Source organism: Mucilaginibacter kameinonensis, assembly GCF_003675385.1.
Lineage (GTDB): Bacteria > Bacteroidota > Bacteroidia > Sphingobacteriales > Sphingobacteriaceae > Mucilaginibacter > Mucilaginibacter kameinonensis.
Genome location: NZ_RCWZ01000002.1, coordinates 363865 through 387332, shown reverse-complemented (window position 1 = coordinate 387332; position 23468 = coordinate 363865). Strand labels below are relative to the sequence as shown.

At 43.3% G+C, this 23468-nt stretch carries 23 protein-coding genes and 1 tRNA gene; 7 read left to right on the top strand and 17 right to left on the bottom strand.

Annotated features, from left to right (window positions below; genetic code table 11):
• Nucleotides 1-137: 137 nt before the first annotated feature.
• Nucleotides 138-605: an inner membrane protein YiaA gene (yiaA, locus tag EAH55_RS08665; RefSeq protein WP_121809278.1), complete on the bottom strand. Its 468-nt coding sequence runs from the start codon at nt 603-605 to the stop codon at nt 138-140.
• 133 nt (nt 606-738) lie between these two features.
• On the opposite strand from yiaA, the gene EAH55_RS08660 reads away from it, so the two are divergent.
• Complete coding sequence (locus tag EAH55_RS08660; protein WP_121809277.1) at nt 739-2241, top strand: hypothetical protein; 1503 nt, start codon at nt 739-741, stop codon at nt 2239-2241.
• Nucleotides 2242-2278: 37 nt separating this feature from the next.
• On the opposite strand, the gene EAH55_RS08655 is transcribed toward EAH55_RS08660, so the two are convergent.
• The 9 genes from EAH55_RS08655 to EAH55_RS08615 form a co-directional block, all read right to left on the bottom strand.
• Nucleotides 2279-2674, bottom strand: a complete 396-nt coding sequence (locus EAH55_RS08655; RefSeq protein ID WP_121809276.1) for a VOC family protein — start codon at nt 2672-2674, stop codon at nt 2279-2281.
• Between the two features lie 14 nt (nt 2675-2688).
• Nucleotides 2689-3591, bottom strand: coding sequence for a VOC family protein (locus EAH55_RS08650; RefSeq protein ID WP_121809275.1), 903 nt, complete (start codon nt 3589-3591; stop codon nt 2689-2691).
• Between the two features lie 234 nt (nt 3592-3825).
• Entirely contained in the window at nt 3826-4293 is a 468-nt protein-coding gene (locus EAH55_RS08645; protein ID WP_121809274.1) for a DUF1772 domain-containing protein, read from the bottom strand.
• Between the two features lie 3 nt (nt 4294-4296).
• Nucleotides 4297-4710, bottom strand: coding sequence for a DUF4267 domain-containing protein (locus tag EAH55_RS08640; RefSeq protein ID WP_121809273.1), 414 nt, complete (start codon nt 4708-4710; stop codon nt 4297-4299).
• 72 nt (nt 4711-4782) lie between these two features.
• On the bottom strand, nt 4783-5352 hold the full coding sequence (locus tag EAH55_RS08635) for a Crp/Fnr family transcriptional regulator (protein ID WP_121809272.1): 570 nt from the start codon (nt 5350-5352) through the stop codon (nt 4783-4785).
• A gap of 88 nt (nt 5353-5440) precedes the next feature.
• Nucleotides 5441-5514 (bottom strand) — tRNA-Arg (locus EAH55_RS08630).
• 141 nt (nt 5515-5655) lie between these two features.
• On the bottom strand, nt 5656-6462 hold the full coding sequence (locus EAH55_RS08625) for a polysaccharide deacetylase family protein (RefSeq protein ID WP_121809271.1): 807 nt from the start codon (nt 6460-6462) through the stop codon (nt 5656-5658).
• Nucleotides 6443-7408, bottom strand: a complete 966-nt coding sequence (locus EAH55_RS08620; protein WP_114936589.1) for a glycosyltransferase family 2 protein — start codon at nt 7406-7408, stop codon at nt 6443-6445. The genes EAH55_RS08625 and EAH55_RS08620 overlap by 20 nt, the downstream gene beginning before the upstream one ends.
• Before the next feature lie 283 nt (nt 7409-7691).
• Nucleotides 7692-8864 (bottom strand): glycosyltransferase family 87 protein, encoded by a 1173-nt coding sequence (locus EAH55_RS08615; RefSeq protein WP_121809270.1) that lies wholly within the window; start codon nt 8862-8864, stop codon nt 7692-7694.
• 110 nt (nt 8865-8974) lie between these two features.
• Between EAH55_RS08615 and EAH55_RS08610 the strand changes: the two genes are divergently transcribed.
• Nucleotides 8975-9904, top strand: a complete 930-nt coding sequence (locus EAH55_RS08610) for a Nif3-like dinuclear metal center hexameric protein (protein ID WP_121809269.1) — start codon at nt 8975-8977, stop codon at nt 9902-9904.
• A 329-nt stretch (nt 9905-10233) separates the two neighbouring features.
• The gene (locus tag EAH55_RS08605) at nt 10234-11094 is read left to right on the top strand and encodes an N-acetylglucosamine kinase (protein ID WP_112567531.1); all 861 of its coding nucleotides are present in this window, start codon (nt 10234-10236) and stop codon (nt 11092-11094) included.
• Nucleotides 11095-11740: 646 nt separating this feature from the next.
• Here EAH55_RS08605 and EAH55_RS08600 read toward each other — a convergent pair.
• Nucleotides 11741-12433 carry an NUDIX hydrolase gene (locus tag EAH55_RS08600; protein WP_371328320.1) on the bottom strand — a complete coding sequence of 231 codons (693 nt, stop codon included), beginning with the start codon at nt 12431-12433 and terminating at the stop codon, nt 11741-11743.
• A gap of 129 nt (nt 12434-12562) precedes the next feature.
• Here EAH55_RS08600 and pfkA point away from each other — a divergent pair, with 129 nt between their 5' ends.
• The 4 genes from pfkA (at nt 12563) to EAH55_RS08580 (ending at nt 16879) form a co-directional block, all read left to right on the top strand.
• Nucleotides 12563-13549, top strand: coding sequence for a 6-phosphofructokinase (gene pfkA / locus EAH55_RS08595; RefSeq protein WP_091211996.1), 987 nt, complete (start codon nt 12563-12565; stop codon nt 13547-13549).
• 7 nt (nt 13550-13556) lie between these two features.
• Nucleotides 13557-14405: a hypothetical protein gene (locus EAH55_RS08590; RefSeq protein WP_112567529.1), complete on the top strand. Its 849-nt coding sequence runs from the start codon at nt 13557-13559 to the stop codon at nt 14403-14405.
• Nucleotides 14406-14411: 6 nt separating this feature from the next.
• On the top strand, nt 14412-15407 hold the full coding sequence (gap, locus tag EAH55_RS08585; protein WP_112567527.1) for a type I glyceraldehyde-3-phosphate dehydrogenase: 996 nt from the start codon (nt 14412-14414) through the stop codon (nt 15405-15407).
• Between the two features lie 428 nt (nt 15408-15835).
• Nucleotides 15836-16879: a hypothetical protein gene (locus tag EAH55_RS08580; RefSeq protein WP_121809268.1), complete on the top strand. Its 1044-nt coding sequence runs from the start codon at nt 15836-15838 to the stop codon at nt 16877-16879.
• A gap of 208 nt (nt 16880-17087) precedes the next feature.
• On the opposite strand, the gene EAH55_RS08575 is transcribed toward EAH55_RS08580, so the two are convergent.
• The 6 genes from EAH55_RS08575 to EAH55_RS08550 form a co-directional block, all read right to left on the bottom strand.
• Nucleotides 17088-17516, bottom strand: a complete 429-nt coding sequence (locus EAH55_RS08575) for a MarR family winged helix-turn-helix transcriptional regulator (protein ID WP_121809267.1) — start codon at nt 17514-17516, stop codon at nt 17088-17090.
• A gap of 6 nt (nt 17517-17522) precedes the next feature.
• A complete protein-coding gene (locus tag EAH55_RS08570; RefSeq protein WP_121809266.1) occupies nt 17523-18038 on the bottom strand; it encodes a GNAT family N-acetyltransferase in 516 nt (171 codons plus the stop codon).
• 380 nt (nt 18039-18418) lie between these two features.
• Complete coding sequence (locus EAH55_RS08565; protein ID WP_121809265.1) at nt 18419-19144, bottom strand: SDR family oxidoreductase; 726 nt, start codon at nt 19142-19144, stop codon at nt 18419-18421.
• A gap of 51 nt (nt 19145-19195) precedes the next feature.
• Nucleotides 19196-20101: a helix-turn-helix domain-containing protein gene (locus EAH55_RS08560; RefSeq protein ID WP_121809264.1), complete on the bottom strand. Its 906-nt coding sequence runs from the start codon at nt 20099-20101 to the stop codon at nt 19196-19198.
• Nucleotides 20089-20418: a hypothetical protein gene (locus tag EAH55_RS08555; RefSeq protein ID WP_121809263.1), complete on the bottom strand. Its 330-nt coding sequence runs from the start codon at nt 20416-20418 to the stop codon at nt 20089-20091. The genes EAH55_RS08560 and EAH55_RS08555 overlap by 13 nt, the downstream gene beginning before the upstream one ends.
• Before the next feature lie 423 nt (nt 20419-20841).
• Nucleotides 20842-23259, bottom strand: coding sequence for an ABC transporter permease (locus tag EAH55_RS08550; RefSeq protein ID WP_121809262.1), 2418 nt, complete (start codon nt 23257-23259; stop codon nt 20842-20844).
• Between the last annotated feature and the right edge of the window lie 209 nt (nt 23260-23468).

Below are 23468 nucleotides of genomic sequence, written 5' to 3'. Positions count from 1 at the left end.
TAGCACCTTAAAAAACATGTACCATTTAAAATGCCAATAAAGAATCCTGATTGGGTTCACGATATTGGGGCGGGGCGGTAAATTAAAAGCCCCGCAGGCTTGCCAGGCAAGACGCTGCGGGGCGGGCGACCGCTACGTTACAACTCTTTATCCTCAAACATCTTTGCGTCGCGGGTATTTTTTTGTACGGCAATCGCCGAAAACAAGCTTAAACAGAATGCCATAGCATAAAAGCCTTTCTCACTCCGGGCCAGATCTGCATTCCATAGGCCAATCGTCAACAGGATTATTGCAGCGATAGTAGCAAACCAACTCAGTCCGTAGTAAAGATCCGTTACGGCAAGCCCTTCAGACCTGTCCCTAACGCTTTTTTGTACCGAGATTACTGCAAATAGGCCAAACAACAAAATGGTGAAGTAGTAACCTTTTTCGTTCAATGCCATAGTTGCATTCCAAAGGCCTATGCAATAACCCACCATTCCAGCCAATAAGGCAAACCAGGAGGCACCAATAAACGCGGCAGTTGGCTTAAATGGATTTCTAACCTTATCGCCATATTTTACATTGGTTGAAGTTTCTTCAGTTTTGTTTTGTAGCGGTTCCATGTTTGTTTTGTTTTATTGATTAATATGGAACCAAATGTCGGGCGGAAAGCGGGTCTTAAAAAATCAGAATATCTAATTTACTGACGATATAATTTAGCATTATTGCATCTTTAATTAGACCAAAATTATTAATATGGACTCGCTTTCGGAGCTAACAAGGCTGCTCAATAACAATGATAAAAAGCTATTCAAGCAGTTTTTGCAGCGAAAAAACAAACGATTAGATGTAAAAAACTTGCAGCTACTTGATTTAATAGAAACTGACGATATAGATGGTTTAAATAGTCTCTACGAATCGGAGAAAAATAACGACGCGTATTATGCTTTACGTAAAAGGCTGCAGGATAATTTACTGCTATTCTTGTCACAAAAAACCTTTGAAAGCAGTCATTCCGACACCTACGACGCGTTACGCCTGGTGGTAGTGGGACGTTTTTTATTAGAAAATGATGTGATCAAAATAGCGTTCAAATGTTTGGATAAGGCCGAACGACTGGCTGAACATTTGGAGCAATTTAACTTATTGAATGAGCTTTTGCTGTTAAAGCTGCAATATGCCCATCTGCCGGGAGCAGAAAACCTTGAAGCGTTGACCGCACGCCTTTTACGAAACCAGTCGAATATGCAACGCGAGGCTAAGCTCAATATGGCTTATGCCTTTTTGAGGCAGGAATTACAGGAGATACACCTGAAAGGGAAAATCGTTAATTTGACGGCCCTGATGATAACCACCATCCGGAAATACAAAATTTCTGCTCAGGACCTGATGACCTATAAGTCCATTTACCAGATTCTTTTCATAGCCAATGAATATGCCGCGATACAGCAGAATTATGGATTGATAGAGCGCTACGTAAACCGGACGAATCAATTTATACAGAGCCATGTGTATAAACAATCTTATCTTTTTTACCATATATCCATCTTATATTTTTTGGCCAACTTTCATTTAAGGCGCAAGGATTTTGTAAGGAGTGCATCCTATCTTAAAGAAATGATGGATCTCATGTTGACGGATAGCCGGTACTACACCTTGTTTTATTTACGCCATCAGCTACTCTCTGCACTTAACCTGTTCTTTACAGATTTTGCCGACGAGGCGATTGAGTTATTGAAGAAATCGATATCCAATACCAAACATACATCTAAACCCGAAGACATAGAGGATTTACGAGTATGCCTGACCATGTTTTTAGCCCTCTGTAATAATAACCGTGAAAGCTTAAAACATTTGACTTTACTGACACGTACCGATGCCTGGTATGAAAAAAAGATGGGGATGCTATGGACCATTCGAAAAAACCTGATGGAAATTTTGATACAGGCACAGTTCTCCAACATCGAGCTGGCCATGTCCCGGATAGGCAGCTTCCGGCGACGATATAAGAAGTATCTGCTGAAAACTTCAGAAGAACGTGTGTTATTATTTCTGAGCCTGGTAGAGAAATGCCTATTAAAACCCGACGCAGCTTTTGATCCTGCATATCAAAAAACTGTTTTAAACATGCTAAACAAGGCCGAAAATAACGACATCTTCACTTTAAGTTTTATAGCCTGGCTGATAGCGCGCTGGGAGAAAAAAACAGCTTATAAAGTGGTAATTCCCCTCATGCAAAATAGCAACCATACGCAATAATGGATGCGGACATGCCTTCATTTCGAATAAATGCACCTCACATATTATCCATTAATAATACATTAAATTTATGGCCATCGGGATCGGCAAAGGCAAATCCATAATAGTTGGCTTCATCCCGTTCAACATCCTTTAACATAGTGCCGCCGGCATTTTTTACCCGATCTGCACATTCATTTACTTCAGCCTCAGTATCGGCAGCGAGGGTGAAAATAATTTCGCTGCCTGTTGTTGAGGCGGGCGCCAAATATTCATCTATTTGTGAACCCTGTTCAAAAAAATGGATCACGAAATTATCATCACCAAAAAGGAAACTGGCTAACTTCGGATATTTATTGGTTCCGTTAGGGGTAAAACCCAGTTGTGTATAAAATTGAGTAGTGCGCTCCGCGTCTTTTACGCTGAAATTAGCCCAGATTTTTTTTGTTTTCATATTGTTGATGTTTATTAGCCCTGATAAGCTTTTTGCAAAGCAGCCATGTCAAATTTCTTCATAGGGAGAAATGCCTGTGTTACCCGGTCAATTTGCTGAGGCGTACCGCTTTTAAGCACTTCAGACATAAAGGTTGATGATATTTGCCAGGATACGCCATATTTATCCTTCAGCCAGCCACACTGCCCGGCTTTAGGATCGGCCGAGAGTGCCGACCAGTAGTAGTCTATCTCTTCCTGGGTTTCGCATTCTATCAGCAGCGAAACAGCTTCATTAAATCCGAAACCATGATTATGAGCGCTATCCATAGCAGCCAGCCAGGTTTGGTTTATATAAAAATCGGCAAAGAGCAATGTACCTGCTTTATCCGGTCCCATATCTTCGGGTCGTGAGGCGGTAGTGCCTCTTTTACTGTCCTTAAATACCGAACAATAAAAATCGATAGCCTCTTCGGCTTTGCCCGCTACCGCGCCGGTGAACATCATGGATGGTATAATAACCGGCCTTGGTTCCCCTGCAGGGTTTGTCAGGATCAGTTGCCATGACACACCGTATTTATCGGCCACCCAGCCATAGCGCTCGCTGAATGGGTAACGGTCAAGTGGCATCATTACGGTTCCGCCATCAGCCAGTTTGCTCCACACCTCGTCGATAAGCCGGGCCGCATCCGGGTTGTGCGAAGGATCAAAATTGATCATAAACGAAATTGAAGGGTTAAACTTAAAGAGCGACCCGGCACTAATAGCCATAAAAGGTTGCCCCGCTATGGTAAATTCTGCAATATCGCAATCGCCGGATGGCGTGTTATGCAGCTGGTTAACAAAACTGATAGCCGAATCCGGCATTAAGGTAGTGTAAAATTCCGCGGCTTCTTTGGCCTGTTTGTCAAACCAAAGGTGAGGTTTAATGGATAACATAGGTGATTGTTTTTGATGATAAACAAAGTTAAGCACGGTAGGTTTCAGGCTTCGGGGGCATTAACGCCAAATTTGAGGGTGATTTGCGACTCTTTTCCTAAAAACACGCCCCTTAGAAAATCTAAGAGGCGTTTGTGCAACTAACAGCGCAAATTGTCAATAGAACTTTAATAAAAAGAAATGTTTAACCACTCCATGAAGTATAGTTCCGAAGTTAAAGTTATAAAACATGCTTCAGTAATAATTGACCACAACAAGACTGACGATGGCTATAAAGAGTAATGCTGCCCGCAAGGCTATCACCCTGTCCCAGCGTTGCTGTAATTCTCTGATATTATCCACTATCCGGCCGAATTTTATAGCATCAACCATAATATTATTAACCGGCCTGGCAATGGTAAAGTATATAGCAAGATGCGTTAGCAGGGCAGCTAAGGATACCGCGGCCAATTGCCCCTGGAAAGTATGTAAACCGGCAATTATTACCTGCAATAAGGTGCTCAGAATTGCTGCAACGCCAACTAAGGGCATCCTGGCATCTGCCACTTCATGAAAATGGCCCATTACATCGGCTACGGATGCATCTTCACTTTTAGCAGTGGCCTTTTTGCCAACCAGGGCAAAAAATGCATCGGTTCCGAAGACTACAGCGGTAGTGACTATCGCTAAACCGTTTAAAATATGTAATACGGAAGTGTTCATGGCTTAGTTAGATTTTGCTTTGAATAAAAAGAGGGGTGTAACCGCCATATACATTGCAGTAATACCGTGGATCAGTAAATGAGTTAGGTCTTTGGAGCCATTTACTGCCAGAACAGTGAGACAATCGGATACGGGGATAATGATCGCCGCGCAGAATGCAAAAGCAGTAGCTCTGGGGTTACGTGTAAGAAGAAAAATGAGCACCACGATTCCAGAAAAGACGTCCCTGATGCCCTTGATCCATCCATAAGCCAAAGCTTCCTTGGTATGTACTAATGGGATGCCAAATCCTTCGGCACCCACTTCAGGCGCAAGTATAAACCGCAAGCCGAGGAAAATAATAGCTGCAACTACTGCAGCAGTAAACCAGTAAGAGGCCACACGCGGGCCCCATGAGTTGATAGTTTGAGTTTTCATTTGCTTTATTGATTCGTTTAAGCAAATTTCGCCCCATCCAATTTTTTATGCATTCACCCAGGTTAATAAATGCTATAGGGCCGCTCTTTTCCGTACCCGGGATAAAGATTGGGGTTTGATGCCCACGTAAGAGGCGATGTAATACTGTGGTACACGCTGGTTAATGTCGGCAAATGTTTTGAGGAAACGCTGATAACGTATTTCAGGTGAGTCTTTATAAAAAGATGATAGCTGCTGCAGTACGCTAACGAAAACCTGTTCGATACCGAGCCTGCCCAGGCGCTCGCCTTCCCCCACTTCACGATAAATTTGCTGCAGGCCGTCATAACTAACAACGTAAAATAAAGTATCCTCCAATGCCTGGATATTCTTATTAGATGGAACCTGCGGAAGAAAGCTCTCGTAATCGCAAACAAAATCTCCCTCCCTGCCAAAATAGTAAGTGCCCTCGTTGCCGTCCTCGTTCATATAATATCTGACCAGGCCTTTCTCCATAAGGGCTACCGAACGGCATACGTGTCCCTCCCGTAAAAAAAAATCCCCCTTTTTGATGCTCCTTTCACTGAAGATCTGTTTGATCAGATACGCCTCATCATCCGAAAGGTGAATGATCTGCCTGAGCCTATCGATGAGCTTTTCCATAAGAAGATTGTTAGAAATAACTATTTGCCTATGAGGTTTTTACGAGCATAAAAAAAAGGAAATTTGCCATTATACAAATTTCCTTAGGTGATCCCATTTGGATTCGAACCAAAGACCTACAGATTAGAAATCTGTTGCTCTATCCAGCTGAGCTATAGGACCATCGCAATTTAATTACAAATATACACATGGTTTCGAACCCATGATATACTATATATTTTTTTGCGGTGCAAATATGCAAATTTATGCTGAAAATAACAATCAATTTGCTAATTGATTTGCTACAAGCTGTTTAACAGCCTATTAACGCAAAACAGGCTCCGGTTTGTTTTTGTTTTTGATCTTGCTGCAAAAGCTGTCCGTCCGTCTAAAGGTGTAACCCTTGTCCGTTGCCCAATCAATAAAATCAGCTATTCGCCGGGCAAAGGCTTCGCCTGAGTTTTTTGAAACATAGCCGGGGAAACCAAACTTTTCTTTATCGTGCAGATCGGTAAATTCCCATGGGTGAAAATACAGGTTCAAATAACCATCCTTTTTATGCGCTGCCGAAGCCATCCTCTTTAATAAAGATAGCGGCAAATTATGAAAGCTTAGCCAAAACAGTGGGAAACGTACCACAGGCGATACCGAAGCCGGGATCTGTAGTACATCATGATCATAAAACCAGCTACGTGGTTTATCAAAATTATTATACCGCCCCGGTAGCCAGGTTGGGTTTATTGACGAATTGTATTCATAACCGGCCTTGGCAATCTCGGCTTCGTCAACAGGCATCATCCGGGCCATCCGGAAGCCGGTTACTTCCGTTCCTGAAATGTCCTCTAATGTCAGTTTCGACTGCCTTAAATGTTCGGCCTTAAAATCTGAATGATAATACCCATGCGATGCTATCTCATGCCCTTCGGCTACCATTCTTTTGATAACTTCGGGTTTGTTGATGGCATAGTTAGCTGTGCAAAAAAAGGTAACTTTAATACCTCTTTCTTTCAATAAGTTGAGGATGATATTGGTGCCCCTTGTAGAAATCTCAAGCTGTTCATCAAATGATATTGATTTACCGTACTCAAACGGCATATCAAACTCCTCAACATCAAAGCCTAATAAGATCATTATTTACAATAACAACGTTTGACGAACGGATAATATAATGAGGCCTGTGTTTAGACTGCATAAATATCTTACCTACATACACACCAATAACACTCATTACAAGCAACTGAAGCCCGCCAAAAAAGGCAATGGTGGCAATAATGGATGCCCAGCCCGAAACCGCGTAGCCTAAAAAGTAACTCACCAATACATATGGTATATACAAAATAGCCAGCGACGAAAAGAACAACCCAATTAACGATACAATATAAAGCGGCCTTGCGCTAAACGCTACAATGCTGCCAACTGCAAGCTTAACCAGTTTTGGGAATGAATAACTTGCCTCGCCGGTATGGCGTTTTGATGGTACATAAGGGATGCCTATTTGTTTATAACCCGCCCATTTGATGATACCACGGAAAAAGATCTCGTATTCATCAATCAGTTTAAGCTGCTTTACTACCTTCTCATCAATCAACCTGAAATCGGCAGTGCCGTTTTCCATTTTGATATCCGAGAGCATGTTAAGGCCTTTGTAAAACAATTTTGAAGTAACCTTCTGATAACCCTTACCATGCGGATTTTCGCCTTCACGATAGGTATAAACAATGTCATAACCATTTTCCCAAAGCTTTAACATCTTCAGGATCAGTTGCGGCGGATGCTGCAGATCGGCATCCATAGTTATCACGGCATCGCCCTGGGCCATGGCTATACCTGCTTTAAGGGCATAATCTTTCCCAAAGTTGCGCGAAAGCTCTACATAAAAAACATTGGAATGCAATTCGGCATTTATCTTTAACTCGTTTAGCGTATTGTCCCGGCTTCCGTCATCAACAAATATCAGCTCGTAGGCATATCCCGTAGGCGACAGTGTTTCACGAATTTGCTCAATCAAATAACTAATGTTTTTTTCCTCATTATGCGAAGGAATAACAATAGATATTTTCTTATCAAGGTATGTCATAGTTATACTATGGATTTTTTAAATTGTAACAGGAGGTATTTTGTAATTAAAGTTTATATTTGATCGTTATTTCAATACACTTTATTATATAAAATAGCTTTACGATAGATTATTACAAAACGTAACTATAGTAACCAGTTTTAATAAAAAGCACACAATCTCTCAAATGTAACTTTTCTGTTACGAAAATAATTAATAATTATTTATTAACACACAAATCACCATCATTTTATATCGAAAAATGACAATATGAAGATTTTTGTACCTTTTAGCCCTTAAGCAGTCACCGGATTAGGACGCTTTCCTCTTCCCTGGCAAAATTACGGGTGAGTGTTTCGTAAACTATTTTAAGCCAGATCAAAAAGCAGGGTATCGATTTTAGCTTATAAGGCACTATATACTGCTTCCGGATAAAGGACGGGAACAGATCAGATGGTGAAAGGCTTGTTACCAACAGCGCCAACACCAACAGAAAAATCTCGAAGCCGGTAACCGGGCGGTTCAGGTTCATAAACCAAACAGCTACACCAACAAAAGCGATGATATAAGTTGATGACTCGGCCGAGCTGCTGAATATCACGGCGAAGATCAATACCGACGAGAGGATCAGGCGCTGGTATTGTACAAACTTATATGCCCCTATGCGCAGGTACGATAAGCCAAACAGCACCAATGCCGGCCCTATTACGTACATGTTTTTAAGATCCTGGTAATTGAAGGTTTTACGAATAAAGCCGGTAACACAAATTTCCTGCATAGATGAATGCTGATTATCCGAGTTTTTAATCACCAGGTCGGTATACCAATCGCGGTAAGTTTGTACTATAAACGAGGGCGACGAAATAGCCATCGGCAAAACAAACAACACTGCCGACCAGAATATGAAGCTCAACACAAATTTGGGTTTGTTAGCCGAAAAGAAAAAGAAGGCCAGCCCTACTATGCCATAAAGCTTAATGAAAGCGCCAAGGGCTATCATAAGCGCTGCCCAAAAATCCTGCTCCCGCTTTATAAAGTTAAAACCTAATATAATGAGCGCCGCTATCATGGGGTTGCTTTGCACATTGGCCGATGCCGTCATTAACTCATGAGCACACAGCAAAAGAACAATCACGTACTGATCTTTTTTTAAAGGCAATAACTCAATAGCCTTAAACAGGACAAACGCGTTAAACAACACCCATAAAATAACACCAATACCATCGGGTAGTATGGCAAACGGGGCCATGATTATTGAAAACACCGGCCCGTAGTGGTTAAGGTCGTAATAATGCTCGGGCTGATAAGCGTACAGGTTGTGCTGATGAATGGTGTTTAAAAAGTTATATTTAAAGATGGTGTAATTGTTGAACCCCTGATGGGTTAAAACGCCTTTGATAACTAAAAACAGACTGAGGCCAAACCATAAAGAATAAACAAAAGGTTTGTTGCTGATAAGTTTAGCAAGTTTTTGCACGGATTTAGGGGTCTTTAAAATTTATGCGAAGATATAAATATGTCACACAATTATTACAAAACCAGAAATTAACTTACCTGCACTATATTTGACCAAACCCAATCATTACCATGAATTCAAACCTCTCTCCTTTTAACCATAATCCCAATCGCCGTAAATTTATCGGTCAGTTAGGTGCCATAGCAGGTGCTGCCGCCTTATTGTCGGCGCCATTTGCTGCCGATGCCCTTACCCTTACCAAACCCGATGCAAATATGACCGTAGGGCAAATCATCGATCTGTTTATGAAGCAGGTGCCCGGCGCTCCGTTCCCGAACACGGTTGATACCTTAAAATCGGGCAATCGCGATATTGTAGTTACCGGTATAGTTACCACTATGTTTGCCACCATTGGCGTTATTGAAAAAGCGATAAGCCTGGGCGCTAATTTCATCATAGCGCATGAGCCCACTTTTTATAACCATGCCGACGAAACCACCTGGCTGGCCAATGACGATGTATATCAGTATAAAAAACAACTGCTTGATAAGCACAACATAGCCGTATGGCGCAACCACGATACCATCCACAGCCTTAAGCCTGATGGTGTTGGCCTGGGCTTGTTAAAACAGTTGGATTGGGTAAACTATTACAAACCCGAAACCGGCAACCTACTCAGCATCCCTGCTACATCGTTAAGCTCCCTTATTGATACACTTAAAAAGAAACTGAAGATTGAGAAGGTGCGCTACATAGGCAATCCAACACAAAGCTGCCAGAAGGTATTGCTGCTTCCCGGAGCGGCGGGTGGTAAAAGGCAGATCACCGAGATGAGCACCAAGAAACCCGACGTGATGATATGCGGTGAAATATCTGAATGGGAAACTGCCGAATACGTACGGGATGCCCAGGCCAAAGGCGATAAACTTTCGCTCATTGTATTGGGCCACATCGCCAGCGAAGAACCAGGCTCCGAGTTTATGATAGGCTGGCTTCAGCAAAATGTACCCGGTATTAAAGCTACACACATTCATCCCGGCAATTCACTATCATTTATGTAACACATTTGTAATACTAAATACACGTTTTAGCATTAATTAAAGCCAATATTTTGCTAAATATGGTAACATTACGTACAATTGTAAATTACTCTGTTTTTAAGTTGTGGGGCGCAGCGCTTATCTGTAAACTTTACATTTAAAAAAAGGTATAGTTGACCTGATTAATTATTGATAACATTGGCACGAAAGCGCCATTTAAAGTTTAAATTATATAAAAAAGTAGCTTTAAATTGAATAAAAATCGCAATTTTTATTTTTTGAATTACTAAGTGTTTTTTTTACAATAAGTAAATCCTACTTTTAACCGATTTTTAAAAAAACAAAAATTTATGATCATAATTGCTGACGGTGGCTCAACCAAAACAAATTGGTGCCTGGTTACCGAAGAGGGAAAAAAAGTTTACTTTAATACCGAGGGTTACAACCCATACTTTTCAAGTACAGAGTATATTATACAGTCACTGAACGAGAGTCTGCCAACCGATCTTGAAAAAAACCAGATCACAGAGGTAAATTATTACGGTGCAGGTTGTTCAACCCCCGAAATGCGCAAAATTGTTGAAGAAGCTATGAAAGTAGTTTTCGTTGGCGCTAAAGTTAATATTGGCCATGACCTGCTTGCTGCTGCCCGTGCCCTGCTTGGCAACACCGAAGGTTTTGCTGCTATATTAGGTACCGGAACCAATACGTGCATTTATGATGGTAAAGAAGTAGTTCACAATATTGATTCGGGCGCATATATCCTTGGCGACGAAGGCAGCGGTTGCTACATCGGCAAAAAACTGTTAACAGATTACCTGCGTGGTTATATGCCAGAGCCTGTACGTGCCCTTTTCTGGGAAACTTACAAACTTACTCCCGATGATATCAACGAGCAGGTTTATACCCAGCCACGTGCAAACCGTTTTTGCGCAAGCTTCAGCAAATTTGTTTACGACAACAACGTACACATCGAATATTCACGCAACCTGGTACGTACCTCATTTGAGGATTTCTTCCGTAACCTGGTAACCCACTACCCTGATTATCAAAAATATACTTTCAACTGCATTGGCTCGGTAGGTTATAACTTCCGCAACGTATTGGAAGAAGTAGTTACAGAAAACGGTATGGTTGTTGGTAACATCATCCGCTCGCCTATAGATAACCTGGTGAAATACCATTTGGAATTAGCACCTTCTTCTTTATAATTAGAAGTTTGCAGTTGCCATTGGGCAGTTTGCAGTTTACATACAAACAAAAAGGACTGGAAGATTTTTCCGGTCCTTTTTTGTTTATATGTATTCCCCAATCGCCTCATCATTGCAGGACAAATGATGGTACTGTCGTCCGTCCGTATACCTGTGTCACTACATCTTTGGACATATGGTGGACAGCGCACTTCTTTTTGTCTGAACCGGGATTTAGGTGGATTTTTTGGATGAACAGGATTTTTGTCTGAACTCGAATTAAACGAATTATTGGAATTTATTGAATTTGCTAAGCATTCTGTTAATTCATTAATTCCATAAATTCGAGTTCAGACAATTTTGCGTTAGGGATAGTAGCGGATACCGGCCTGTGGATAAGGCCTGTGCAGTATGAGCGAATAGCCCGCCCGTCTGCTGACGGGAACGCCCATATTCTCACCACGTCATTGCGAGGCACGAAGCAATCCCCTACTTACAGAGCGGCTAAGCAAATCCCCTTGTACAGTTCGCGATTGCTTCGTACCTCGCAATGACGCGCGGGGAGGCCACCAAATAAAAAAGGGCTGGAAAATCTTCCAACCCTTCTCTTTTATAATTCTATTTCTTTCCTGACTCTTGATTCTTGACTTCTTGCTTCTCTCCAAAGCTAAACCAAATTCATCTCTCCCTGAAAAATCTTGCCGTACTTGCGTTTATCAAATTTATAAAGCTTGGCAGCACGATATGATACGCCTTTCTGTTTTTCGTCAAGCTCTTTCAAAAAGCCGTAGCTCAGCATTTTTTTGCGGAAGTTACGCTTATCCAACTTCTTATCTAATACAGCCTCGTAAAGCGACTGTAGTTGTGTTAAAGTAAATTTTTCGGGCAGTAATTCAAACGCTATCGGCTGATAGTGCAGGCGGCGTTTTATTTTATTAAACCCTGTTTTAAAGATCTCGCTGTGGTCAAACGCCAGTTTGGGCAGCTCGCTTACCGGGTGCCAGAACGCTTTTTTGGCGTACTGCGTTACCGGGCGTAACTCTTTCTGACCGTTAATGCGGATCAAGGCGTAGTAAGCAACCGTAATTACACGGCCCTGCGGGTGACGGTTTACCTCGCCAAAGGTGTGGAACTGTTGCATGTGCAAATCGCGCAAGCCCGTAAGCTCGTATAATATACGCTCGGCGGCATCATCAATGCTTTCGTCCTGCTCTACAATATAGCCGGGCAACGCCAGCCAATCCTTGTACGGCTCCTCATTCCTCTCAATAAGCAAAATTTTAAGCTCGCCGGCTTCAAAGCCGAATATCACGCAGTCAATAGAGAATACGGAATCAAACTTGGGTAACATTAGTTCCAAACTATTAGTGAGATTTAGTTAATAAGTTTAAATATATAGCCTTAATCTCTAATCCAAAAAAAAATAAATAAAATTTAATGGTGTAATTTACACACAGTATCTTCGTACCGTAAACTTAAGGAGTGAAAGATGCGTAAAATATCAAAAATAGGGGTTTTAACTTCAGGTGGTGATGCCCCCGGAATGAACCCTTGTATACGTGCCGTGGTTAGGACTGCACTATACAACGGACTGGAAGTTGTAGGTATAAGGCAAGGTTATAAAGGCCTTATTGACAACGATATGTACGAAATGGATAGACGCTCGGTAAGTAACATCCTTAACCTGGGCGGTACCATTTTAAAAACCGCGCGCTGCCTGCCTTTTAAAACCGACGAGGGTATGGAGCAGGCTTACCAACACGCCAAAGCCCGTGGCATTGATGCCCTTGTAGTTATTGGCGGCGACGGTACTTTTACCGGCGCGTTGCGCTTCTCACGCAAATATCCCGACATTGCCGTAATGGGCGTTCCGGGTACAATTGACAACGACCTTTGCGGTTCAACCTATACCCTGGGCTTTGATACCGCTACCAATACCGTTATTCAGGCTATTGATAAAATTCGTGATACTGCCGATGCGCACGACCGCCTTTTCTTTATTGAGGTAATGGGTCGCGATTCGGGCGCTATCGCCCTGCGTGCCGGTATATCATGCGGTGCCGAGGCTATTTTACTGCCAGAACGTGCTACCGCCATTGATGACCTTATTGCCAATCTTAAAGAAGGGCACATGAACAAGAAATCGTCGAGCATTGTAATTGTAGCCGAAGGCGATAAAAATGGTGGTGTTTATGGCGTGGCAAAAGCTGTACAAGAGGAAGTTAAGAATTACGACATAAAAGTTACTATCTTAGGCCACTTGCAACGGGGCGGTGCACCATCAAGCTTTGACCGCATTTTGGGCAGCAGGCTTGGTTTTGCAGCAGTTAACGCTTTGATAGCCGGCGAATCACAAAAAATGGTAGGTTTGCAGGCAAATCATATCCTGATGACAGACCTTGAAGCAGCACTTAACCACCATGAGTTTAAGCTTGAAGAAGATCTTTTACAAATGATGGATATATTATCGATATAGATTATTAATGATTGCAGTTGTTTATAGCGGATCGTACTTTGCACATTGGAGGCTCACTGATAAGGGAAGAACTGTGGCTTCCTTTAAAACCAATGGCATAAACCCCTATTTTAACGACGAGAAGCATATCCTCCAGCTCCTCAATAAAAACATTAACCTCATACACCACGCCGAAGAAATAAAACGCATTTACTTCTTCGGCGCCGGTGCATCATCCGATGAACGGAAGAAGATAGTACAAAACGCTTTTGAGGCATTCTTCAAATTCGGTAAAATATCTGTTGAGCATGATATTGCCGGGGCTGCCATTGCCTGTTGTAAAAACGAACCGGGCATTATCAGCATTTGTGGTAGCGGCACTAACGCCGCCTGGTATGATGGTAAACGTGTTTGGCCCAACAACTACGGTTTGGGTTATATCCTGGCCGATGAAGGATCGGGCAACTGGCTGGGGCGGCAACTCATCAAGGAGTTCATGAACGATACCCTGCCCCCATCGCTTCGTAAAAAGTTTATCCACAAGTATGATGCCGACCGTAAAAACCTGCTCGAAAAGGTTTATCGCCAAAAACAGCCCGCTTTATTTTTAAGCTCTTTTACCGATTTTTACCTCGATAACAAGAACGATCATCATCTGCAAAACGTCATAAAAAAAGGATTTAGCAAGCTAATTTCGACATATTTGTTACCTTTATATCAGCAACACCAGGGTACGTCTGTTCACTTTGCAGGCTCTGTTGCTTTTAATTTCCAGGAACACTTGTATGAAGCTGCCGCCGAAGCTGATCTGCAAATCACTAACATAATTAAAGAACCCATAAATAATTTATTAACCTACTATTCAAGTAAAAATTAAAAAATCATGAAAATAGGAATTAACGGTTTCGGCCGTATTGGCCGCCTGGCATTCAGGGCTGCAATTGAAAGACCAGACATTGAAGTTGTTGGTATTAATGACCTTGTTGAGCCAGATTACATGGCTTACATGTTAAAATACGATTCAACCCACGGTCAGTTCAAAGGTACTATTGCTGTTGAAGGCGGTCATTTGGTTGTTAACGGTAAAACCATCCGCGTTACTGCCGAAAAAGATCCTGCTAACCTTAAATGGAATGAAGTAGGTGCTGAGGTAGTAATCGAATCAACCGGTTTGTTCTTAACTCAGGAAACTGCTCAAAAACACATCGACGCCGGTGCTAAAAAAGTAGTAATGAGCGCGCCAGCAAAAGATGATACCCCTACATTTGTAATGGGTGTTAACCACAAAGCGTTAAAAGCCGATCAAAACATCGTTTCAAACGCTTCATGTACTACCAACTGTTTAGCTCCTATCGCTAAAGTATTGGACGATAAATTTGGTATCGAAGAAGGTTTGATGACTACTGTACACGCTGTTACTGCAACCCAAAAAACAGTTGACGGCCCATCTGCAAAAGATTGGAGAGGCGGTCGTGGTGCTTACCAAAACATCATCCCTTCATCAACAGGTGCAGCTAAAGCAGTAGGTTTAGTTTTACCTCAGTTAAAAGGTAAATTAACAGGTATGTCATTCCGTGTTCCGGTTGCCGACGTTTCTGTAGTTGACTTAACTGTACGCCTGAAAAACGGTGCTTCATACGAAACCATCAAAGCTGCAATGAAAGAAGCTTCTGAAGGCGAATTAAAAGGCATCCTTGGTTACACTGAAGACGAAGTTGTATCTGAAGACTTTAAAGGTGATGTACGCACTTCAATTTTCGACGCTAAAGCCGGTATCGGTTTAAACGATAACTTTGTTAAAGTTGTATCATGGTACGATAACGAGTGGGGTTACTCAAACAAACTGATTGACCTTGTTCAGGAAATTGGCAAATTATAATTGCTGATTTTATAAGCTATAAAAACGCCCTTCGGATAACCGGAGGGCGTTTTTTTGTTTGTTCTCCCTCACGTCATTGCGAGATTGCCCCACGTCATTGCGAGGTACGAAGCAATCGCGAACTGTACAGGGCGGATGTGCATAGCCGCTCGGCTTCCGTGCGATTGCTTCGTGCCTCGCAATGACGGGGTGATGGATGGATTGCTTGATCCGGGTGTGTTGTCCTGACAGTTTAGAAAGACTTGGGCACAGGGAGACAGACGGGCACAGGCTGGATTTGCCTTGTTTCTGATACTCATGCCGGTAATCAACCCATGAGAGTTAAACCCCACCGTGATAAAAAGCGTTGATATGCGATTTTTATTGATATGAAATATGTATTTTAAGCCGGTACTGTACAAATAATACCTGCAAATTAATTTCATCAAATGAAACCTAACACCTTATTTCTTTTCATGCTTCTTTTTATTGTAGCCTCCTGCAAAAAAGAAGATGATAAACCCAGCAAACCTAAGGTAACGGATATTTACTTAGCCGGATCTTTCAATAGTGAAGCCGCATATTGGAAAAACGGCGAAATGGTAAAGATCAGCTCGGCGGGGCAATACTCTGCGTTGGTATCTATAATTGTGCAGGGTAATGATGTTTATACCTTAGGCCGGATATCCCACCCCAAAGGCCCCGCTTTTATGTGCTGGAAAAACGGCGTAACCATATATGAAGAAGACGCAAGTGAAATATCCTACCCAAAGGATTTGGTTGTTAGTGGTAATGACATATACATACTTGCCGACGTTGCCTTTTTCAATGGCACTTATGGTGTATACAAGCCAACTGTCTGGAAAAATGGGCTAAAAAAAGAATTGACCGACGGCAGTCAAAATGCCGGCTCGGGTAGCATGGCCTTACACGGTAATGACCTGTATGTAGCGGGTTATATACAACGCAGCAATGTAATTCGTGATGCCATTTTATGGAAAAACGGCAATCCAATTCAGCTGTCAAATGGCAAGCGTGCCGAAGCAGATGTTATTGCTATTCAGGGCAATGATGTTTATGTGGCTGGCTCTGGCCTGGGTTCTAAATATAATACGGCCCTTGTGTGGAAAAACCAGGGTGTTGCCGATTCACTGATTAATCCTAATGCTCCGTATTTTAATACCGCGTACGTTACGGGTATAGCTGTTAATGGTAAAGATGTGTATGTAGGGGCTACTGATGTAAATACCGATTCATATTTTAATGTTAATATGTTTCACTATTTATACTGGAAAAATGGTGTTACTCTGGCATCAAATTCGGTACACGCCGATACTTATACCGGTTCGGGCACAGCATGTTACTATAATAACAGCCTATATGTAGCGGGGTCCCTTGGCGGAACCGCCGGCTATTGGAAAGATCAGGAAGCGGTATATATAGCAGGGCAAGGCACATCCGGAGCATCAGATATACTCATTGTAGAGCATTAACATCCAACCGGTATCCGCTCCTATCCCTAACGAAAAATTGTCTGAATCAGAATTTTCAGAATTTAAGAATTTACGGAATGCTTATCAACTTCAATAAATTCCAATAATCCGTTTAATTCGAGTTCAGACAACCTGCATGTCCTTACTCTGTCTGCAAGTACAGTGATTTACTGTTACGGACGGACGACAGCGCCCTCTCCCATCCGCCTTATTTCCCCAGCAAACCGGTTATGGCTTTCATGTGCCCAATCAGCGCATCCAGTTGTTTAACCGACATGGTGGAGATCAATGCCATGATTTGTTTTTCAGAAGCCTCGTTTAGCCCGTTAAAAACTTCCAAACCGGCATCGGTAAGCGAAAGCAGCGATACACGGGCGTCATCTGCCGAGGGTTTGCGGGCTATTAGGGCTTCCTTCTCAAACTTTTTTAATATACGGCTCAGGTAGCCTTTATCAATACTTAAACGGTAAATGATGTCTGACGCGCTTAGCTCTTTTGCCGTAAATATTTCATAAAGTATGCGGGCTTCGGCAAGGGAGTAATCGCTATTGAGCAAATGTTTATCAAGCAAACCAATCAAATCGGTATAGAAACGGTTAAACGTTCGTATCTCCTGAATATGTTTTTGAGTGCTCATATCTGCTTACCTATCTAACACTAAATCGTACCGTTGCTCCACCAGTTCTTTTCCAAAAGCGTTTGATGGCTTTTCGTCGCTAAGCTTAAAGCCGTACCTGGTGTACAAAGCAATTGCCGAATGTTGTTCTTCGGTTGTCCAGAGATAGGCGCTGGTGTAGCCTCCCTGCTTCATGAAATCCAGAAATTCCTGCATCAGCTTTTTTCCCAAACCTATGCCGCGGTATTGGGGCAAAAAAATGAAATACCTAAACTGCAAAACATCACCTCCGCGGTGTTGCGCAACCAGGAAACCGATGATCCTGTTTTCATGCTCACAGATCCAAACTTTGTCTTTAGCAGTATCGTACTCAAGGGCAAAATCTTTTAAACCCTGAAGTACGTAAGCTTCAAAGTCGAGCCCGTAGCCGCATTCTTTGGCGTACAGATCGCCATGAACGTGTGCAATGTAGCCCAGATCGCCGGGGAGCAGTTTGTTTCTGATTTTTATAGAAGCCAGATCTGGTTTTAATATCGTATCCATAATGTGTGTACTTATGAAAAAATGTTTCTGATAACAAAGTTGAATAATTTGGTTGACTTTGTCAACTAATATTAAACAGAAAAGTTTACCTGCACGTCGTTGTGGTCTTTGCAATAATGTCTGAACCGGAATTTATTGAATTAGGAGAATTTATCGAATTCGATAAGCAAATTCAATAAATTCCAATAATTCGTTTAATTCGAGTTCAGACAAAAAAACGTGCATGTCTGCCTCTGTTTAAAAGCACAGTGACACCCTGCTACGGACGGACGCCCCAATAAAACCCGTGCGATTGCTTCGTGCCTCGCAATGACGGCGGGGTGAAGCTTCTTACTTCCTGACTCTTAAATCTTGATTCCTGACTTCTTGACTCTCAAATCTTACCAGGGGCTTTCGCCATAATCACTGAAGAATTTGCCTGTAGGGCCATCGGTGCCTATCATGGCGTATTTAACTATTGGTGCAGCGCCGTCTTCTACCGATTTGGGGCCACGGTTGCCGTTAAATTCGGTGTTGGTGTAGCCGGGGTTTACCATGTTTACCTTAACCTGGTCTTTTAGGTCATAGGCCAGGGCAACGGTATAAGCGTTAAGCGCTGTTTTTGACGGACCGTAAGCTGCCGATTTAATTTCGTAGTGCTCCCATTCAGGATCGTTATGGTAGGTTAACGAACCCAGATCAGATGTTACATTAACAATACGGGGGTTTGGCGATTTTTTAACCAGATCGATAAAGATGCGCACCGTGCGGATAACGCCGAAAAAGTTTACTTCAAAAACCTCTTTCATGGTATCATCGCTTACGGTATCTGCCTTTTGCGGGAATGAACCGGGGATACCGGCGTTATTGATCAGCACATCCAGATGATTGATCTTAGCTGCCAGCTCATCATGAGCTTTTTGTACCGATGCCTCGCTGGTAACATCTATCAGCAATAGTTCAACATCGTTTATCCCTTCGGCTTTAAGCTGCTCAACAGCCTTTTGCCCCCTATCCTGATCACGACTGCCCAGGTAAATGTAGTAACCGGCCTTAGCCAGCTGACGGGCACTTTCCAAACCGATACCCTTGTTAGCACCGGTTATTAATACTGTTTGTTTTTCCATAACACAAAGCTATGGAGGGCAGCTATTTATACCGCTGCACATAGCAGGGCATTAACTGTACATTTCCCGGATTTGCATTCTGTAAGCTATGGGTGTGGTACTGGTAAGGCGTTTAAAAAAGCGGTTAAAGTACGCCGAATCCTCAAAGCCAAGCTCATCGGCAATTTGTTTTACCGATAACCCGGTATGCAGCAGGCGGCGTTTGGCCTCAACAATAAGCCTGTCGTGAATGTGGGTGATGGCCGTTTTGCCGCTTTGCTGTTTAATAACATCGGTTAGGTGACCGGGTGTAAGGTTCAGCTGTTCTGCATAGCCGGCAACATCGTGCTGGGTGGCATAATGCTCGCCAATAAGCGCCTGAAAGCTTTTAAGCAGGCAATAGTTTAAAGTAACACAGGTTTCGTTATACTGCTCGCTATACAGCCTGCTCAGGTATATCACCAGCACCCGCAACCACGAGGTAAGCATCTGGTTGCGCCAGGTACCATCGGCATTAAACTCAACCAGCATTTTGCGCATGGTATCTTCAATAAAAACCAGGTCGGCAGGATTAAGCCGTATTTCGTGGGCTGCAGCTGGGTTTTGAATAATGGGAAGTTGCTTGAGTATGCGGTTATCTTCCAACTGCAAAAATTCGTCGGTAAAGCTCATCATCAGGCCCTCGGTAGGGCCCGCGTGCTCTTTAAGGTGCACCTGCTGCGGTACGGTAAAATAAAAGGTATCGGGCTTTACAGTATAGGGTACAAAATCTATCCAGTGGCGGTTAGCTCCGCTTTTAATCAGTACAAACAGGTAATAATCCTTACGGTGAGGTTGCAGAAAGGCAGGGTCGAGCTTAAACTCGCCACATTGCCCGCCGGCCTCGCGCACATCAATCATGGTGCTGCCCTGCCCATCTTTTTGTTGCAGGGCAAAGGTTGGAATTACAGTTTTTTCGGGTGCAGTTAAAACAGGCATAAAGCAAATAACGCAATTAGTTGATACTGTGTAAACAGCCAACCAACAGCCAATTGTAAATGTTTGGTTTTAATATCAACCAACCGCCACCACGTCATTGCGAGGCACGAAGCAATCGCGAACTGTACAGGGAGATGGTGCATAACCGCTCTGCCTCCGTGCGATTGCTTCGTACCTCGCAATGACGGCGTGGTGAAGGGAATATGGGCGTTCCCGTCAGCTGACGGCCGGGCTATCCGCTCATACTGCACAGGCCTTAACCACAGGCCGGTATCCGCTCCTATCCCTAACGCAAAATTGTCTGAACCGGAATTCATGGAATTAATGAATTTACAGAATGCTTAGCAAATTCAATAAATTCCAATAATTCGTTTAATTCGAGTTCAGACAAAAAGACGTGCATGTCCTTAGGTTCTTTTTGGGTATTGGACACCAGGGAACGGACGGACAGGAATACATGATGCCTTTAACACTTGCCTACCCATATACGGCGGCCAGAGGCCGTGAAATAGTTGCCACTCGGCCGGAGCCGAGCGGCGGCGTGTAGGTAATCGCATGCTGTATCCTCTAAAAACGTCATTGCGAGGCACGAAGCAATCGCGAACTGTACAGGGCGGATTTGCTTAACCGCTCTGCCTCCGTGCGATTGCTTCGTACCTCGCAATGACGTGGTGGTGAAGAGATTGCTTCTTGTCTCTTGATTCCTGCCTCTTAAATCCTGACCTCTTGACTTCCCTCCCCTATTCCGTTTTCAAACTCTTTACCGGGTTCATTAAGGCTGCTTTTACGCTCAGGAATGATACCGTTGCAAAGGCTACCAGCAATACCAGGAAAAATGGAATAACAAACAGGAAAGGGTTAATATCCATCCTGAAGGCATAGGTTTGCAACCATTGGTGAATGGCGTACCAGCCAATAGGTGCCGATATCACGAAGGAAACTACCACCAGTAGGGCAAAATCTTTATACAGCAAGCCCAAGATACTATTTACCGATGCGCCCAACACCTTGCGGATACCTATCTCTTTGGTGCGCTGCACAATGGTGTATGATACCAGGCCGAACAAGCCTAAACAGGCCACAAAAATGGCTATGCCGGTAAATACGCCAAACACCTGCCCAAAGCGCTGGTCGGTTTGGTATTGTTTATTGAAAAACTGATCTAAAAAGAAATAATCAAACTGATCGCCGGGGAAAAAGGCAGCCCAGGTTTTCTTTAAGTCGGCAATGGTTTGTGGCATATTGGTGGTGCTCACCTTTACCGACACCGGGCCCCGCACATCCGGGATACAACGGAAAATCATGGCATCGTAAGCATCATGTAACGATTGCTGGTGAAAGTTATCGGCTACGCCTATTATCTCATAAACCTGTCCCCAAAAGTCAATGCGTTTGCCCAGGGCGTCGGCAGGCCTGCTAAAGCCTAATTGCTCCACCCCTTTTTTGGTAAATACCACCTTGTGCGGCTCATCGCCAAACGCTTTTGAAAACTTACGACCGGCTATCAACTTAATATTGTAAGCGTTGAGGTAATCATAATCGGCACCAATAATGCGGTATTGCTTACTGGTACTTTGATCAGAACCTACAAGTTTGATCCCGCCGGCATTCCAGCCAACCGGCTGACCGGGGATTGAGGTTGATACCGTTACGCTTTTAACGGCACTTTGCGCCAGGCATTCGTGCTTGAACGAACTCATGCTGCGGTAAAACGAATCTACCTTAGTCAGCGGCGCTTTGATAACAATAGTCTGATCTATCCTTACCCCTAACTTTTGGCTCTGCATATATTTAAGCTGCTTGAATACGGTAAGTGAGCCTATCAGCAAAAATATAGATGCCGCAAACTGGAATACCACCATACCCTTACGCAACACCACTCCGCCCGGAGATGCCAGGATTTTGCCCTTCATTATTTCAACCGGTCTGAAGGCCGATAGCACCAGTGCCGGATAAAACCCGCTGAAGAATGAGCCCAACACAAATATGCCCAATACCGCCAGCCAGAAAGCCGGTTTGGCAAACAGCGTAAAGCCCATCTGCATACCCGAAATACTGGCAAATGCCGGCAGGCAGGCCATAATGATGAGCAAAGCAAGCCCAATGGCCATGGCATTAAGCATCATGGCTTCCAACATAAACTGGGCAATGAGCTGCGCTTTTGCCGAGCCCAGGGTTTTGCGTACACCAACCTCTTTAGCCCTGCCAATACCACGGGCAGTAGCCAGGTTAATATAATTGATCCAGGCTATGACGATCACGAAAATGGCGATACCCAACAGCAGGTACACCGATTTGCCATCGCCATTGGGCTGAAACTCCAGCATGCGGTTAGAGTACAGGTGGATATCCTTAACCGGCTGCAGGGTATAAATGCCACCCTCGCCCGAACCGGGATACTTATCATAAGCCTTTTTTACAATCGGGATAAACTTAGCTTCCAGCTTACGCGGATCAACACCAGGCTTTAGCAGCAGGTACGTTGTACAGCCGTCGTTTAGCCAGGCATTATCAATGTTATAATCTTTATTAGGCGGATTTTCTTTCAGCAGCGTAGCATATGATTGCATGATATCAAAATTCATGTGCGTATTGGCAGGCATGTTATTCATCACGCCCGTAATTTTAAGCGGCTTATCTGTATTGATGTACAGGGTTTGGCCAACCGGGTTTACGCCATGAAAAAGCTTATCGGCAATTTGTTGGGTAATTACCGCTGTGTTTGGCTCTTTTAGTGCTGTGTTTGGGTCGCCGTTTAATAGCGGGAAGCTGAACGTTTTGAAAAAGGCATCGCTTACGTAGTACACATTCTGGATCACCATTTTCTGCTCCTTGTGGGTAGCAATGGTTTGGCCTGCTCCCACAATTTTTACGTACTCCTCAATTTCGGGAAGTTCGGTTTTAAAGGCGTTGCCCGGGGCAAAAGCACCACCTGCCCATTGGGTACTTAACTTACCGTTGTTGTACCTATCCTGGTTAATGCGGAATACACGATCTTTTTTAACATGGAAATTGTCATAGCTCAGCTCAAAGCTAACGTATTGCAATATGAGCAGGCATGCAGCCATACCAATGGCCAATCCTACTATATTGATAGCCGAGAAGGCTTTATTTTTGGATAGGTTTCTGAAAGCAACCAGCAGGTAATTTTTAAGCATAATTGTAACGGTTTATACCTGAAAGTCAGCCAATTGCATGCCTTAGTTTTAATTCACTGACTATCAATTATTTACATCAAAATACAATCTACGAAACTGTTCGTTTTCGAACAGTGATTGTGCGGTATTGGGGTAGTGATCAGAGGTTGGAGATCAAAGCGTCATTGCGAGGCACGAAGCAATCGCGAACCGTACAGGGGGATTTGCTC

Bases quoted from the DNA above. Each gene is read 5' to 3' on its own strand.
- EAH55_RS08575 (WP_121809267.1), bottom strand. From the start codon at position 17,516: ATGAGCACTCAAAAACATATTCAGGAGATACGAACGTTTAACCGTTTC.
- EAH55_RS08650 (WP_121809275.1), bottom strand. From the start codon at position 3,591: ATGTTATCCATTAAACCTCACCTTTGGTTTGACAAACAGGCCAAAGAA.
- yiaA (WP_121809278.1), bottom strand. From the start codon at position 605: ATGGAACCGCTACAAAACAAAACTGAAGAAACTTCAACCAATGTAAAA.
- EAH55_RS08655 (WP_121809276.1), bottom strand. From the start codon at position 2,674: ATGAAAACAAAAAAAATCTGGGCTAATTTCAGCGTAAAAGACGCGGAG.
- EAH55_RS08560 (WP_121809264.1), bottom strand. From the start codon at position 20,101: ATGCCTGTTTTAACTGCACCCGAAAAAACTGTAATTCCAACCTTTGCC.
- EAH55_RS08645 (WP_121809274.1), bottom strand. From the start codon at position 4,293: ATGAACACTTCCGTATTACATATTTTAAACGGTTTAGCGATAGTCACT.
- EAH55_RS08625 (WP_121809271.1), bottom strand. From the start codon at position 6,462: ATGATCTTATTAGGCTTTGATGTTGAGGAGTTTGATATGCCGTTTGAG.
- EAH55_RS08620 (WP_114936589.1), bottom strand. From the start codon at position 7,408: ATGACATACCTTGATAAGAAAATATCTATTGTTATTCCTTCGCATAAT.
- EAH55_RS08660 (WP_121809277.1), top strand. From the start codon at position 739: ATGGACTCGCTTTCGGAGCTAACAAGGCTGCTCAATAACAATGATAAA.
- EAH55_RS08555 (WP_121809263.1), bottom strand. From the start codon at position 20,418: ATGAATTCCGGTTCAGACAATTTTGCGTTAGGGATAGGAGCGGATACC.
- EAH55_RS08610 (WP_121809269.1), top strand. From the start codon at position 8,975: ATGAATTCAAACCTCTCTCCTTTTAACCATAATCCCAATCGCCGTAAA.
- EAH55_RS08570 (WP_121809266.1), bottom strand. From the start codon at position 18,038: ATGGATACGATATTAAAACCAGATCTGGCTTCTATAAAAATCAGAAAC.
- EAH55_RS08550 (WP_121809262.1), bottom strand. From the start codon at position 23,259: ATGCTTAAAAATTACCTGCTGGTTGCTTTCAGAAACCTATCCAAAAAT.
- pfkA (WP_091211996.1), top strand. From the start codon at position 12,563: ATGCGTAAAATATCAAAAATAGGGGTTTTAACTTCAGGTGGTGATGCC.
- EAH55_RS08590 (WP_112567529.1), top strand. From the start codon at position 13,557: ATGATTGCAGTTGTTTATAGCGGATCGTACTTTGCACATTGGAGGCTC.
- EAH55_RS08565 (WP_121809265.1), bottom strand. From the start codon at position 19,144: ATGGAAAAACAAACAGTATTAATAACCGGTGCTAACAAGGGTATCGGT.
- gap (WP_112567527.1), top strand. From the start codon at position 14,412: ATGAAAATAGGAATTAACGGTTTCGGCCGTATTGGCCGCCTGGCATTC.
- EAH55_RS08605 (WP_112567531.1), top strand. From the start codon at position 10,234: ATGATCATAATTGCTGACGGTGGCTCAACCAAAACAAATTGGTGCCTG.
- EAH55_RS08640 (WP_121809273.1), bottom strand. From the start codon at position 4,710: ATGAAAACTCAAACTATCAACTCATGGGGCCCGCGTGTGGCCTCTTAC.
- EAH55_RS08635 (WP_121809272.1), bottom strand. From the start codon at position 5,352: ATGGAAAAGCTCATCGATAGGCTCAGGCAGATCATTCACCTTTCGGAT.
- EAH55_RS08580 (WP_121809268.1), top strand. From the start codon at position 15,836: ATGAAACCTAACACCTTATTTCTTTTCATGCTTCTTTTTATTGTAGCC.